Source organism: Paenibacillus sp. 10L310 (genome assembly GCF_056395745.1).
Genome location: NZ_JBFTKC010000013.1, coordinates 24,386 through 38,451, shown reverse-complemented (window position 1 = coordinate 38,451; position 14,066 = coordinate 24,386). Strand labels below are relative to the sequence as shown.

At 47.3% G+C, this 14,066-nt stretch carries 13 protein-coding genes; 1 reads left to right on the top strand and 12 read right to left on the bottom strand.

Going from position 1 to position 14,066, the window contains the following annotated elements; translation table 11 throughout:
- Positions 1 to 13: 13 nt before the first annotated feature.
- From AC1DE7_RS22960 to lspA, 9 genes are all read right to left on the bottom strand, one after another.
- Positions 14 to 877, bottom strand: a complete 864-nt coding sequence (locus AC1DE7_RS22960) for a carbohydrate ABC transporter permease (RefSeq protein ID WP_036606719.1) — start codon at positions 875 to 877, stop codon at positions 14 to 16.
- A gap of 216 nt (positions 878 to 1,093) precedes the next feature.
- The gene (locus AC1DE7_RS22955) at positions 1,094 to 1,975 is read right to left on the bottom strand and encodes a carbohydrate ABC transporter permease (RefSeq protein ID WP_036606643.1); all 882 of its coding nucleotides are present in this window, start codon (positions 1,973 to 1,975) and stop codon (positions 1,094 to 1,096) included.
- 38 nt (positions 1,976 to 2,013) lie between these two features.
- Positions 2,014 to 3,333, bottom strand: a complete 1,320-nt coding sequence (locus AC1DE7_RS22950) for an extracellular solute-binding protein (RefSeq protein ID WP_477535257.1) — start codon at positions 3,331 to 3,333, stop codon at positions 2,014 to 2,016.
- Positions 3,334 to 3,447: 114 nt separating this feature from the next.
- Positions 3,448 to 4,242 (bottom strand): response regulator transcription factor, encoded by a 795-nt coding sequence (locus AC1DE7_RS22945; RefSeq protein ID WP_036671597.1) that lies wholly within the window; start codon positions 4,240 to 4,242, stop codon positions 3,448 to 3,450.
- On the bottom strand, positions 4,232 to 6,004 hold the full coding sequence (locus tag AC1DE7_RS22940; RefSeq protein WP_477535256.1) for a cache domain-containing sensor histidine kinase: 1,773 nt from the start codon (positions 6,002 to 6,004) through the stop codon (positions 4,232 to 4,234). The genes AC1DE7_RS22945 and AC1DE7_RS22940 overlap by 11 nt, the downstream gene beginning before the upstream one ends.
- 558 nt (positions 6,005 to 6,562) lie before the next feature.
- Positions 6,563 to 7,390, bottom strand: coding sequence for a carbohydrate ABC transporter permease (locus AC1DE7_RS22935; protein WP_036606635.1), 828 nt, complete (start codon positions 7,388 to 7,390; stop codon positions 6,563 to 6,565).
- Entirely contained in the window at positions 7,390 to 8,256 is an 867-nt protein-coding gene (locus tag AC1DE7_RS22930; RefSeq protein WP_036606633.1) for a carbohydrate ABC transporter permease, read from the bottom strand. Before AC1DE7_RS22930 ends, AC1DE7_RS22935 begins: the two co-directional genes overlap by 1 nt.
- 24 nt (positions 8,257 to 8,280) lie before the next feature.
- Entirely contained in the window at positions 8,281 to 9,471 is a 1,191-nt protein-coding gene (locus tag AC1DE7_RS22925) for an ABC transporter substrate-binding protein (protein ID WP_414855709.1), read from the bottom strand.
- A gap of 529 nt (positions 9,472 to 10,000) precedes the next feature.
- Positions 10,001 to 10,492: a signal peptidase II gene (gene lspA / locus AC1DE7_RS22920; RefSeq protein WP_036606631.1), complete on the bottom strand. Its 492-nt coding sequence runs from the start codon at positions 10,490 to 10,492 to the stop codon at positions 10,001 to 10,003.
- 178 nt (positions 10,493 to 10,670) lie between these two features.
- On the opposite strand from lspA, the gene AC1DE7_RS22915 reads away from it, so the two are divergent.
- Positions 10,671 to 11,198, top strand: a complete 528-nt coding sequence (locus tag AC1DE7_RS22915; protein ID WP_477535255.1) for a heme-degrading domain-containing protein — start codon at positions 10,671 to 10,673, stop codon at positions 11,196 to 11,198.
- A 76-nt stretch (positions 11,199 to 11,274) separates the two neighbouring features.
- Here the strand turns inward: AC1DE7_RS22915 and AC1DE7_RS22910 are convergent, their stop codons facing one another.
- The 3 genes from AC1DE7_RS22910 to AC1DE7_RS22900 are packed head-to-tail and all read right to left on the bottom strand — an operon-like array spanning position 11,275 to position 14,066.
- Positions 11,275 to 12,222 carry a nucleoside hydrolase gene (locus AC1DE7_RS22910; protein WP_127551555.1) on the bottom strand — a complete coding sequence of 316 codons (948 nt, stop codon included), beginning with the start codon at positions 12,220 to 12,222 and terminating at the stop codon, positions 11,275 to 11,277.
- Between the two features lie 57 nt (positions 12,223 to 12,279).
- Positions 12,280 to 12,684 (bottom strand): DUF350 domain-containing protein, encoded by a 405-nt coding sequence (locus AC1DE7_RS22905; RefSeq protein WP_017691702.1) that lies wholly within the window; start codon positions 12,682 to 12,684, stop codon positions 12,280 to 12,282.
- Complete coding sequence (locus AC1DE7_RS22900) at positions 12,666 to 14,066, bottom strand: glutathionylspermidine synthase family protein (protein WP_477535254.1); 1,401 nt, start codon at positions 14,064 to 14,066, stop codon at positions 12,666 to 12,668. The genes AC1DE7_RS22905 and AC1DE7_RS22900 overlap by 19 nt, the downstream gene beginning before the upstream one ends.

Below are 14,066 nucleotides of genomic sequence, written 5' to 3'. Positions count from 1 at the left end.
GACCCTCAACCTTTTAACCTTTAACAGAACCCGCAGCAATGCCCTCCACAATTCGATTACTCAAGATGAGAAAAGCAATCAGGATTGGCATAATGCTAATCATCAGCGTTGCACCAATGGCTCCCCAATCCGTTGTGTATTGACCAATAAAGTTCTGTACCCCAACAGTCAGGGTTTTGTACGAATCTGTACTGATGAACGTATTAACAAAGATGAATTCATTCCAGTTATAGATCATGTTAATGATCGCCGTTGTGGAAATGACCGAAGACGTCATCGGCAGCACAATCCGAAAGAAAATCCGATGCACGGAGCAACCATCCATCACTGCGGCTTCTTCCACTTCCCGGGGGAGAGCGTAGTAGAATCCAAGTAGAATCATAATGGTAATTGGCATATTAAAGGCAATATAAGACAGGATGACTGACAAAGGATGATCTGTGAGATGAAGCTTCAGGAACAAGCTGAACAGCGGGATCAACGTGGAGTGTACAGGGATCATCAGACCCACCATGAACAGCCCCAGCACCAGCGAACGACCTTTCCAGCGCATACGTGTAATGGCAAAGGTCACCAGACTGGCGAACAGCACGGTGATCACCACCGAGACCACCGTAATCCATACACTGTTGAAGAAGTACAAGCTGATATTTCCCTCTGTCCATACCTTGACATAGTTTTCCCAACGCGGAGTAGCAGGAAGGGAAAAAGGCGCCATGTCGAATACTTCCTGATTATTTTTAAGCGAGAACAACAGTAGCCATACCAAAGGTAAAATTTGCAGCAAAGCTACCAGGGACAAGAGGAAATACAGCAGAATATAGCCAAATCTCCTTAACCATGCCGAACCTCGGCTTGTCCCCGGGTAAGTTGGCAATCTAACGGCCGTATCCGTCTTCACCGGGATGGACCTCCTTTCATTTCACTAGGGCGTGTCTGGAAACTCCGAAGGTGGCAGATTTTGCCGAATTTTCGTTCCAAGCAAGGAAATTTTCCGCAGGCGTGCCGGGGCACGTCAAGGGAAAGTGACGCAGCAGGGGGCGAAAAGGCGGTAAAAGATGCACTTCAGCGAGTTTTCAGACACGAACTAGCGTCAGGAATACTGGATCGTATCTTTGGATGCTGTCGCTTTACGAAGCAGCCAGGTAACAAGCAGACAGATCAAGAGCAGGAAGAACCCTACAGCACTGCCGTAACCAAAGTCGAAGCTACGGAACGCCTGACGATACATATAGGAGGCCATCACTTCGCTGGAACCATTCGGTCCGCCATCGGTCATCACGTAGATGAGATCAAAATACTTGAGTGAGCCTACCACAGCCAGTACCACAGTCACCTTGATGACTTCTGTAATAAGGGGCAGCTTGATTCGAAAAGCGATCTGCCAAGGGCTTGCTCCATCAATCCGGGCTGCTTCCACCAGAGATTCCGGAATATTTTTGAGGGCCGCATAATAGATCAAAATATAGAAGCCTGCATACTGCCATAGAATCGGCACGAACAGTGCATACAACACCAGGGATGGCTCCGCCAGCCAGGCTGGCGGATTGCTGAAGCCGATCGCTTCCAGAAAGGTGTTTAGCACACCATTGCTGGGATGATAGATCTTCAGCCATAACTGGGCGATCGCGACCGAAGACAGCAGCATCGGGATCAAATATATTTTACGGAACAGATTGGCCCCCTTGATCTTGCCTGACAGCACCAAAGCGATCATCAGATAACCGATCAGACTCAGCGCAGAGAACAAAGCAAGCAAAAAGGTATGATTCGCACTCTGCCAGAATGTTCCGTCTTGAAGAAGTCTGGCGTAATTATCCAATCCAATAAAGGTCATTGCACCGATCCCGTCCCATTGCATCAACCCATAATACCCGGTGAGCACGATCGGGATGTACACCAAGACCAGCAGCAGAAGCAGTGCAGGAAGCACGTACAACGCAGCAACGAGACGGTTGGACATGACTTTGTCCATCACATTATCCTCCCTTCAAGCGTTCAAACGTGTGTACGTCAATTGCCTTTATCAATTGCAGCCTGATGATTCTTCACAAAGTCCTCCGGTGTTACCGCTTTGCCAAACAATGCCTGAATCATGTCAAGATGGGCCTGAGCGGCTGCCGGTTTCATCTGTACGTCTGCAAAGAGCGTAAGGCTGCTGGCCTGATTCAATTCGTTCAGCAGGTCAATATAGAGCTGTGGCAACTGTACTGCAGCCGTATCCACTTTGGTAGCCGGGATGACGCCTGCTTCAGTTACCGAACTTTCCCCCCATTTTTCCACAAAGTATTGCACAAACTTCTGCGCTTCTTCCTTCACTTTGGAGTTCTGGGCCACGAACAACCCTACGCCTGGACCACCTACCCAGCTATTAATATCGCTCTTGCCATCTTCCATTGTTGGGAATTTGAAAAATCCGATCTTGTCTTTGAATTCCTGCGGGATGTCCGGGTTAGTCGTGAAGTTTGGCAGTTCCCAGGTACCCATCAGATACATGGCAGCTTTTTCGTTCATGAATTCGGATTTGCCCTCATCGTTAGACAACCCGTTGAAGCCTTTGTTGAAGGCATTCATATCCACCAGTTTTTGTACCTCGGCAGCAGCTTGAGTCAGCGCAGGATCGTCAAACTTGCCAGAGCCATTGATGGCCTTTTCCAATGCATCTCCACCTAACCGATTCGCTAGATACATATACCAGAGCGAGCCAGTCCAGCGGTCTTTATTGCCCAGTGCGATCGGAACCTCACCGTTCTCTGTCAGTGTCTTCAGCACACTCAGGAATTCATCGTACGTTGCTGGCGGCTGCAAGCTATATTTTGCAAAAATGGCTTTGTTATAATAAATGGGGGAGATATTCAACTCGATTGGTAGCGCATATGTTTTGCCGTCTATGGCATAAGCTTCTGTTGTACCGGCTATGAATTTCTCGCCCAGCGAGTCGCTCAGCAGATCATCGACCGGTGCGAACAGGTTCCCCTTTACATAAGGCTCCAGAAATCCAGCAGCCCAAGTTACACCCACATCGGGAAGTTCATTGGATGCCGACAGAATTTTCAATTTGTTCTTATATTGTTCATTCTCCAGCACTTCCTGCTTAATGGTTACATTCGGATGATCCGTTTGATACTGCTTGATGATATCGTTGACCAGTTTGTTTTGCTGTGCGGAACTGCCTGCTGGCCAGAGGTGCATAAATTTGAGGGTTACTTTCCCATCTGTGCCGTTGCTGCCTGTTTCACCCTCTTCATCCGAACTTGAACTGTTACATCCGGATAAAATTACGGCGAGAACCAGCGTCCATGACAGAAGAATGGCCATCGTCTTTTTGCTCATTATTCCAACCCCCTTGGTTTTATCGGTTAATGTAACCGCTTTAACCAAATTGTAGCACGCGCCTATCACACCTATAAGACCAGAACAATTTGGAAAAACTCCACTTTTTTGAGGTTATTTGTTATTTCGTTCAGATAGGGAATGCCGATATTTGCTTGGACTTAGCCCCTCAAGGCTTTTAAATACTGTGATAAAATACTTATCCGTCTGATAACCCACCTGTTCCGCAATCTCCGAGATTGGCATCGTTGTCTGCACAAGCAACTCCTTCGCGCGCTGAATGCGTTTGCGGGTAAGGTATTCACTAAAATTGATGCCGATCTGTTCCTTAAACAATACGCTGAAGTAACTGGAGTTTAGATGGAGTAGATCAGCGATTTCACGCATGGTCACATGTTCACCCAGATGAGCATCCACATAGGTCAAAGCTTCACTGATCTGGCTATTGAGCCTCTGTTCTCCGCGCTCCTTAACATCCAGCAGCTTCGGGTCAACCATTTCTTGCATCGTTTGAATACGTCGCTGTTGTTCGCTGAACTTTAGGGCTTTTTCGACGGTCTGCAGCAATTGTTCCTTATCAATCGGTTTCAACATATACTCCACAACACCCAACTTAATGGCCTGCTGGGCGTATTGAAAATCGGCATGTCCCGACATAATCAGGACAACAGGCTTGTTCGAAAAATGTTGAATGGCTTCAATCAGAGACAAGCCAGAGAATTCCGGCATGCGAACATCCGTTATTAACAGATCTGCCGGCTTTTTCTTGAGCCATTCCACAGCCTCGACGCCACTTTCTGCAGTCTGAATGTGATTTCGTCCTGCCGACCATCCCTCCAGTGTTTTGCGAATACCCTCTCTTGTACGCGGCTCATCATCCACGATAAGAATTGTTTTGTCATGAATCATATGCACCCTCCGTTCCCATGGGAATCTCAAAGCAAATGACAGTCCCTTCCCCAACCTTACTTGTTATGGAAAGCTTGCAACGTTCGCCAAGTTGGCTGCCAAAGTAAAGCATCAGTCGCCGATGTACGTTGATTAGACCTACACCTGTACCCTTGTTAGATACAGGGGGGCCACCATGTAAAGCTTGAATGACAGCTTGAAGCCGTAATTCATCCATACCGGGACCATCATCCCGAACCTTAATGCAAACCAGATTTTTCTCGGTCAAAGCATCCACATGGATGCTTATCTTTCCCGGTCCCAGTTTACTTTCAATCCCATGGAGAATCGCATTTTCCACTAAGGGCTGTATGAGCAGTTTCGGTATTGCGACCTTACGCACCGTATCACTCAGCTGAATCTCCCATTGCATTCTCTCTCCCAACCGCATCTGCATAATTTGAAGATAACGCTCGGCGTGTTCCAGCTCGTTGGCAATCGTAACCCATTCATCCTGCTGCGAACTGGAGATGATATAACGAAATAATCGGGACATCGCCACAACCATACGTGCCATCTCCTCGTCTCCCTTCTCCTCAAGGGACCAATAGAATGCCTCCAGTGTGTTGAATAAAAAATGGGGATTAATCTGAGACTGCAACGCCTTCAGCTCAGCCCGGGACTGCATGACTTCCTTCTCATGAACCACACGGGTCAATTCATTCTGCCTGTAGACCATCTGGTTATATACGTTGTTAAGTTCATTGATCTCCATCGTAGAGCTAACCATTAGATTAGGTCTCATTGCTCCCGGCTCTGCACTGCGCATGGCCCGCATCAGCCGTATGAGTGGACGTGTAATCATTGTGGACAGGAAGAAGGACATGATAAGGAACAGAACAACACCAATCATTCCCGAGACGAGCAACGCTGTTCTCAGGATGGATACACCTTCCGTTGTCTCCCGCAACGGGGTCAGGACAGCAAGTGTCCATCCCGTTAACTCCGATTTTTGCCTGACGACGATATAGGATTCCTCCCCGTTCTGCACGACTGATCCGCTGTCCAATATGGCCTTTGGATCGAGATTAATTTCCAGATCGGAACTCACCACTTCGCCTGCACCATCCAAGAGCATGATAGAGTCCTGCGAACCATCTGTCCCATTCGAATCATTGAGTTGAAAAAAACTACGCTGCATCCGCACCACCACATAACCTCCGTGTTCGAAAGAATGATCCAGCAGGTTAATCCGCCGAATAGCCAGGAGCACACCCGGATCTTCAGGGTCAGCGCCTGCCCATACCAGTCTGCCTTTTCCTTCATCCGCTAAGCTGATCCAGTTGCGCTCCACTCTGAGATCGAGGGATCGGTCATCCATCGGAAAGATCCGGTTATAACCCGTAGTGTATATCTCCATACTTTGTGCGCCGTTGATGAAAGACTGATAACTGCCTGCAATCTGCAAGAGAGCTTGGCGCTGATTAAAGGTCGCCGGGTTGCCTTGTTTCTCATCGCTAAGCAGACGCTGCACGTATGAATCATCTGCCACCTGGGCAGTCAGCGAATTCACTTGTGCAATGATTGCATCCAATCTTCCACTGGCTTGGACGGCGGTTTGGTGAATATGTTTCTCCGCATTGCTTTTCAGCAGGGCAGCTACCCGATCATAAGCCGTTATGCCTGCGAGCAGCAGAACAACAAGCATCACCATAACAAAACCAATGAAGATCTGATTGCGAAGTGAGTTAAAATGTCCTTTTTTCCCGTGCAACTTCCCCATTCTCCTCTCTTTTTGGCATGTAAAAGAACCCACCACCTTACGCCCGTGCTCTTGAAGACTGGGTACAAACGATGCCGGATTTATCTACGTATTCAGTTCTTCTATATAAAATGAACAAAAGAATATTTACACTAGCCACTACGATGACAGAATAACCTTCCAATCGCTGTTATCCCCAGATTTTTTGATTCCCTTTTTAAAGGGGAAAATCCGGTGATAAAGGCGAAGCATATGCTTCCGATGCAGCTTTCTTTCAGAAAGCTATTAGCTCCGCTTTTTCAGGTTATTTCTGCCCTCTCCGTTCTCGTGTAAATGTTTAGTTCATTTATATAGTTAAAGCGCTTGCAGAAATGAACCTTACTCTTCTTCTCTCTTAGTCTTTGTTTATCGATTAAACTAACGACTAAAAAATAGCATAGTTTTACAGGTTAATCAATCCTCCCGAATAGTTCCCAAACGTTAAATGACAAGGATCAAAAAAAGAGAGGGGACTTTTAAAGTCCACCTCTCTTTGTTCATATCCCTTCACACATATCCTTCTCTGTGACACATCTTCAGTTATTTCACGGACCCTTGGGTAACCCCGTTGATGATCCACTTCTGTGCAAACAGGTAGATGATAATCATCGGCAGCAATGCGAGCAGGTAGGATGCAAACGCAAGGTTAAACTCGGTATTGAACTGTCCTTGGAATACATACTGTACCAGCGGCAGCGTGTACTGTCCCGGATCACTGATAATAATGAGTGGCAGCAAGAAGTCGTTGTACGTGGACAGGCAAGTCAGAATACCAACCGTGGCACTGATTGGCGCCATGAGCGGGAAAATGATTTTCCAGAACGTGCCCCAAGTTGTCGCCCCATCCACAAACGCCGCTTCCTCCAGCGCTACCGGAATGGACCGGATGTATCCAACGTACACAAATACGTTAAATGCCAAACCATATACCGTGTGCAGCAGGATCAGACCTACCAGATTTGTCATCTCCAGCGATGCGGTCAGTTTAACAATCGGCAGCATGATGATTGGGAACGGAATGAACATCGCGCTGACGAAGTAATAATACAGTCCTTTGAAAAACTTGCGTTTCTCCATATTCCGTGCAATCGCATAGGCCACCATCGAGTTACTGAGCAACGTCAAAAGCACGGTGGATGCGGTAACGATTGCACTGTTACGGAACGATTGGAAGAAGTTTGTCATGTCGATGGCCCTCGCGAAATTCTCCCAGTGAAGTGTCGTCGGAATGGCAAAGACCGATTGGGCCATCTGTTCCGGATTTTTCAAAGCAATCGTAACGGTCATATACAATGGGAACAGGATAAACAAGGTACCCAGCACAACGAGCAGCATAACGAGCCAATTGATTCGTGTACGGCTTCTCATTACAGATCCATCTCCCTTCTTTGCAGGAACCGGATTTGCAGGATTGAAATCACCGCAATAACGATGAAGTAAATAACCGAGTTCGCAGATTGATATGCATATTCGCCGCCCTCAAATCCACCGGTATAGATCAAGTGGGAGATGGACTGCGTCGCCCGTCCGGGACCACCGTTGGTCAAGGCTACGATTTGGTCGAAGACCATAAGTGAATTTTTCATCGCCAGCACCATATTAATGGTGAAGAATGGAGCAATGAGCGGGAATGTAATACTCCAGAATTCACGCCATTTGCCTGCGCCGTCGAGGTTGGAAGCCTCGTACAGTGTCGTTGGTATCGTTTGCAGACCAGCCAAATACAGAATTGTATTCAGGGCCACCGATTGCCATACTGCAACAATGACGATACCGATCCAAGCCAGACTCTCGCTGCCGAGAATGTTGGTGGATAGCGCGTTGATGCCCAGATTTTGTCCCCAGATCGGGAATACGTTGGAGAACAGGTAGTTAAATATGTAACCTACGATCAGTACACTCAGAATATTGGGCAGGAAGTAGATGCCGCGGAAAAAGTTACGGAACTTGATCTTGGCATTCAGCCCGAGTGCAATGAGTAGACTCAGAATATTGGTCAGGATCGTCACAACGATCGCGAACTTGAACGTAAACCAGTAGGCGTTGCCTACATTGTCATCCTGGAACAAGTTGAAATAGTTTTTGAAGCCAACAAAATCATACTCTTTCCCGAATCCGTTATAATTCGTAAATGAATAATAGATGCCCTGGAGGGCCGGCAGCGTCATAAATACAAAGAACAATACTACCGCCGGAACCGTCATCCAGTAATAGGGTGCGATACGCTTGTTCATACTCCATCCTCCTTCTGACAAGGCTTAACGCCGATTAGCAACCTTGTCCCATTCTTTGTCGAGTGTATCTAGATAGTTGTCGATGTTTTGGTTCTGCAAAAAGGACTGTACGATGGAATTCAGCTGCACCGCAGCCGGAATATAGTGATCGGGAAAGTCAATAACTTTGCCCTGCTCGATATATGGCATCAATTCCTGTACGGCAGGATCATCCTGCTTCACGCCTTCTACCGCAGAGAACAGCGTCTGTTCGTCAATATATCTTCCGATATTTTCAGGCTCTAATAGAAACGCAATAAACGTCTCTGCCTGTTCGCGATTAGGCGTGTCCGCCGCAATGGTAAACAGGGAGTCGATCCCGTTCACCAGCTTGATCTCGCTTGCATCGTTCCCCGTAGGGAATGGGAAAAAACCAATGTCAACATTTGGGTTCGCTTTGCGAATCTCCGAGATGGCCCAGGTTCCCTGGATGTACATGAAAGCTTCACCGTTAGCGAAGGCACGGTTACCGTCCGAATAAGCTTTACCAAAGTTATCGCCGTGGCCGTATTTCATGAGTTCCAGTTGCTTCTCAGCTACCTCGCGGTACTTCTCCTTGAACGTCACTTTGTTATCGCGCCGCTCTTGGTAGAAATCAATACCGACCAGATTGGAGGCCAGTGCATTGAAGGGCAGACTCGTCTGCCAGTCATCCTTGTATGTGAAATAAAATGGAATCTCACCTGCATCCTTAATCTTTTGGGCGGTCGCAATGAGTTCATCCCACGTCTTGGGCACGTCCAATCCCATTTCCTTAAACAGCGTTTTGTTGTACATGATGCCGTTTGCATTAGTCGCGTAAGGAATACCAGTCACTTCGTCCATGCCTGTGAGATCATTCAGCATTTGTATGTAGTTCGGATCAATCGTCTGGAGTAATGAGCTGTCCGTCAGATCGGTGAAAATATCACTCTGGGCCAGAATGGAATAGGTGTCGGTTGCCCCCATGGCCATAATATCCGGGATATCATTTTTGACGACACGCGTCTTCAGTACTGTCTCCGCATCGGGCGGATTCACCTGTGTCACTTGGATATCGTCATGCTCCGCATTAAACGTTTTAATTAATTCATCAAAGGTTGTTTTGGCTTCAGGCTTGTTCTGGAAAAATTCAATCTGCACTTTGCCATTCGCGCTATCTCCACTGGTACAGGAAGATAAAAGTACAGCCATCATTCCACACAGCAACATTGTCCCGAGAGCCTTGGTAAGCGTTGTTCTCATGTTGTACCTCCCTCAGCTTAATAAATTGAACTAATGTGATTTACACAGTGTCACTCCGATTGCAGTACCATCTTCCGATCGTTGTTATCCCCAGATTTTTTTGATTCCCTTCCTCAAAGGGAAAATCCGGTTTTTAGCGTATGCTTTCGAAGTAGCTTTCTTTCAGAAAGCTTTTAGCTGCGCTTCTTCAGATTGGTTCTGCACTCTCCGTGTTCGTGTATATCTTAGTTTCACTTTATATACGTAAAGATTTACCCATCCAAATGGTGAAATAACCATTTGGTTAATCCTTCCAAACCGACTTCAATCTGAATGGATGATATACGTCTTTATTATTTCTAAAACGGTTTCGATAAAAATGAATCAAGGCAGTTCTTCCCATGACCTGAATCAGGCATAACAAAAAGGACACTGGATGATATCCAATGTCCCTCATTTAATAAGCTTGTATTCAGCCACTGTAACGCTTTTATCCAACCTATTACGAACGTTCTGCTTTCGGCAAAGCATTACGTAAACGCTTGGCCCGATAACTCTGATATGCACGAATCAACATACCGATGATGATCATAACCACACCGATATTAATTGCGACATCAGCGAGATTCAAAATCCCGCGTCCTGACGGAAATACGAGAAAATCCGTTACCCGGGCATAGATAAATCGATCGATCGCATTCCCTAAAGCCCCACCGACCATAAAACCCGCGCCAGCTTGCATCCAGAAACCGCGAATCTCACCTTTACTCCGGTAATACAGCATGCCCGCTATGAACAGAACAGCTATTACACCGAACAGACGCGCATTTCCCTGAAACATGCTTCCAGCCATTCCACTGTTCTCGTAATGCTGTAACTGCATGCCCGAGTTACCCAGTCTCATGACGTCGCCAACTTCCATATACATCCTCACTGCAATCTTGGTTCCCTGGTCCACCAAAGTCACCAGCAGTGCTACAAAATAAAACAGCATCGTGCTTCTCCTCCTGCCTACGTAGCAATAACTTATTTTAACTTTAAGAGTTATGTATATTAGGTTCCCTTCACTTTAACACAGCCGATGTACGGTCTCCAAATGAACGGTCTTTAACCACGCAAATAACGTTCACTAACATCGTTCAGACTGCATCCAGAAGGGACTACACCAATCCATGTCGAATGTAGACATCAATCATATACGTAAAGGGGATGCCTGTAATTTGAACCTGACCACGACAGAGAAATTAAAGGAAATGCAACAGGAAGAAAAGGACTTGGTATTTGACACATTTGATTCTGAAACAGCACTCCAACTTGGCCAGCATCTGGTCGAAGAAGCGAAGCGTCGCTCCCAAGCCGTGACCATCGACATCACCCTGGAGGGGCATCGCCTCTTTTTGCATGCGATGGAAGGCACTCATCCTGACAACGAAGACTGGATTCGCCGCAAGAACAACGTAGTGAATCATTTCTCATCCAGCTCTTGGCACACGGCTCTGCGGTTGAGAAGCGAAAATCAAACACTTGAGCAAGACTTCAATCTGCCTTCATCGGACTATGTCCTGGCTGGTGGCGCTTTCCCGCTTATTCTGGAAAATGAGGGACAAGTCGGCACCCTTACAGTATCGGGTTTGCCTGATGAAGAAGACCATGATCTGGTCACGACAGGAATCCGCTCTTTTTTGTTGCAGCAAGGTTAGATTAAAATGAGCAAAAAAATCCGTACCTGGGATAGGCACGGATTTCCTTCTTTTTCCTGCAGTTAAATTCTTGCGTTTATTGGATCGCCGATAGAACATCCAGAAGCATAGATTTGAATTTGGGCCGATCAATGGCTTCACAGACACGTACATTCGGCTCTTTGCCAAAACGTCCGTTGATATCAACCACACTGTATCCACGTGTCAGTTCTCCTGCCGCTTCCACATCCACATAATATTGACCCGACTTGGTCATGATGGATTCATCTGCCGCTACAGCCATCAACAATGTATCCGGATGAGTGGTGCCATTGAGTTTATGTACCGACTTGTTGAACTCCATAACCACTTTGTTGATTGCAGTGAAGAAATCGGCACCCGATGTACCTAGAGCCGCAATCTCTGCATGATCGTCATCGTCCATCACTGAATATTGCGTGCACATCTCCCAGCCAACCATCGTAATCGGAATACCTGCATGCAGTACAATTTTCGCTGCTTCTGGGTCTACGTAGAAGTTATACTCCGCCGCCGGTGTGATATTACCCAGTGCATTATTCGTTCCGCCCATGATGTACAGGTGAGCAATCTCCGGAATAATGGTTGGGTCCTTCTGGATCGCCATCGCAATATTAGTCAAAGGGGCAATCGCCAGAAGTTCAATTTCACCTGGATGTGCATGCACCTTCTCAATGATAAAATCAACCGCATGCCCGCTCTCGGGACGCTGATCTGCCTTCGGGAAATGCGCGCCGCCCATACCATCATCGCCATGCACATCTTCCACTGTCCGGTGCTGAGCCTTTCCGTAGGCCATTAGCGGACGCTCGCAACCTTTATACACAGGTACCTTGCCTCCATGTCCAGCAACCTGTACCGTGTACAGGGCATTTTCAACCTCTTGGTCGAATTGTACGTTACCACCCGTAATGGTGATGCCTTCCACCTGAAAGTGATGCAATGCCGTCAGGATCGCAATCGTATCGTCTCCTGCTGTATCTGTATCGATGATGACTCTTCTCATGATGCCGCGCTCCTTCTTCCATTTGATAGTAAACTCTATAAAACACTATGTCTTATTTTACATCAAAAACGTACCAATGACGATGGAAACGCCGATGATAATCGAACGCAGCAGTTGTGCTACCGCCATATTGCCTCGTGCGATTTCGTCACACACCCGCATTTTTGGAATCAGGAAATCAAATATAATATAGACCAGGCACAGCACAATAATTCCAAACGCCGACCACAGCAGCATATCCAACCACGAATGCGTCGAGAAAGATACCATGCCCACAATAATACACAGTCCCAGCAATTTGCTACCCATGTACATGCCTGCCGCCTCGTTACCTTTGGCGATTTCCTCACTATCGTTATACCGGGTCAATTTGCTAAAAGCAAAATATCCACATACCAATACCACCAGCAGAATGCCTACACCCACCGCCACATTCACGAGGTTTAATCCCAAGTTTTCCATTCCTTCTCCTCCTCATCATTCATCCGTTCACGAACCGTAGCCGCGCAATAATAGGCCATATCTCCGGTTACTTTCTCCCCGACCCGTGGCAGCAACCCAGCCAAACGCCCACCGATAACAAACACCCCTGTAAGCAGATAACCGCTGTATGCTCCAGCTTCCGTCTCGATCACAACCTGTTCCATTGGAACCAGCTGCTGATAGATTTTGGGCTGATTTTCGTAATACGCTGTAATTTCTTCATCCTCGTCCGTTGCCCCAGATGCAAGATTGGATTCCAGCGCCTCGTTAAGAGGATGCCCTATATCCTGCTTTCCAAAGGCATTGTCCGTTCCTCCATCCAGCAAAAGAGTTCCTCTGCCTTCGCGCCCCCAATAGCTTTTGGCTACGTATGATATGGCGTTCAGCTCGAAAGGCTCTGTCGAAAAATAGGTAGGAAGCAGATATTGGGAAATCACGTCCATCTCTGCTTCATCAAAGAGGGTAAACCCGCAATATTCCGGGGTTTGCTCGTTCCGCTCGTAGAGCGACCAGATTGCCGCCATGAAACCTTTGCTCTGCATCAGTACATGCTGAACGGGATTCATCAGGCCCAGTCGCCCTTCACGTACAAGTTCAAGCAACGCAGCACCAATGTCCACCCCTGTCGTCTCATCCCGATCATCGATCAGATACTCCAGCGGATAAAGGCGATACAACAAGTTAATCTCCCGCCCCCTATGGTAAAGCGCCTCTCCCGGAACAATCTCCAGTTCCTCAAGTGGAGCATAGAAAACTTCGTATCCCGCTTCCTGACAACGTCTCATCAGGTATTCCGTATTTGTACGATCTTCGACATGTTCGCCAAAAGAAGTGAATGTCACCGGACCCTTCAATCCTTGGTTTGCGTAGAATTCGAGCCATATCCTGAAACACTCCCGAATACGTGTATCCATCTCGGCAGATGGTGCAGTCAACGCGGCATCCTTAGCAAGACCGACCAGGATATTTTCCAATGCAGCAGCCTCCGGTATACCAGTAGGAGTGTCCGTATTATTTTCAATACACTTCGGCCCAGCTTCTCCAATAATCCAGTCCTGACGGGTAATGCCTCCAGTTACCATCTCCATGCGTGCCGCCGGAATAAGCCCGGGATGGATACCCAGCTGATGCTCCAAAAAAGAATCCGGCATGTATTGCTGGATAAATCGCATCACTTTACAGTAAATGCCGTTTACCGCCTCGGCTGCGGTATGCAGTTCCAGCACCTCCGAGGGAGAGTAGACCGTTAATGCTGGCACACAATATTGCTTCCCGTACATTCGATGATATGGAATCTGTTGTTCCGTTTCACCCTGAAATACCTCCTCGTGACTTAACGGCAGTTGAACCACTTGCCTCAT

Coding starts and splice junctions, on each gene's coding strand:
- AC1DE7_RS22955 (WP_036606643.1), bottom strand. CDS start 1,975: ATGGACAAAGTCATGTCCAACCGTCTCGTTGCTGCGTTGTACGTGCTT.
- AC1DE7_RS22950 (WP_477535257.1), bottom strand. CDS start 3,333: ATGAGCAAAAAGACGATGGCCATTCTTCTGTCATGGACGCTGGTTCTC.
- AC1DE7_RS22945 (WP_036671597.1), bottom strand. CDS start 4,242: ATGATTCATGACAAAACAATTCTTATCGTGGATGATGAGCCGCGTACA.
- AC1DE7_RS22940 (WP_477535256.1), bottom strand. CDS start 6,004: ATGGGGAAGTTGCACGGGAAAAAAGGACATTTTAACTCACTTCGCAAT.
- AC1DE7_RS22935 (WP_036606635.1), bottom strand. CDS start 7,390: ATGAGAAGCCGTACACGAATCAATTGGCTCGTTATGCTGCTCGTTGTG.
- AC1DE7_RS22930 (WP_036606633.1), bottom strand. CDS start 8,256: ATGAACAAGCGTATCGCACCCTATTACTGGATGACGGTTCCGGCGGTA.
- AC1DE7_RS22925 (WP_414855709.1), bottom strand. CDS start 9,471: ATGATGGCTGTACTTTTATCTTCCTGTACCAGTGGAGATAGCGCGAAT.
- lspA (WP_036606631.1), bottom strand. CDS start 10,492: ATGCTGTTTTATTTTGTAGCACTGCTGGTGACTTTGGTGGACCAGGGA.
- AC1DE7_RS22915 (WP_477535255.1), top strand. CDS start 10,671: ATGTCGAATGTAGACATCAATCATATACGTAAAGGGGATGCCTGTAAT.
- AC1DE7_RS22910 (WP_127551555.1), bottom strand. CDS start 12,222: ATGAGAAGAGTCATCATCGATACAGATACAGCAGGAGACGATACGATT.
- AC1DE7_RS22905 (WP_017691702.1), bottom strand. CDS start 12,684: ATGGAAAACTTGGGATTAAACCTCGTGAATGTGGCGGTGGGTGTAGGC.
- AC1DE7_RS22900 (WP_477535254.1), bottom strand. CDS start 14,066: ATGAGGCAAGTGGTTCAACTGCCGTTAAGTCACGAGGAGGTATTTCAG.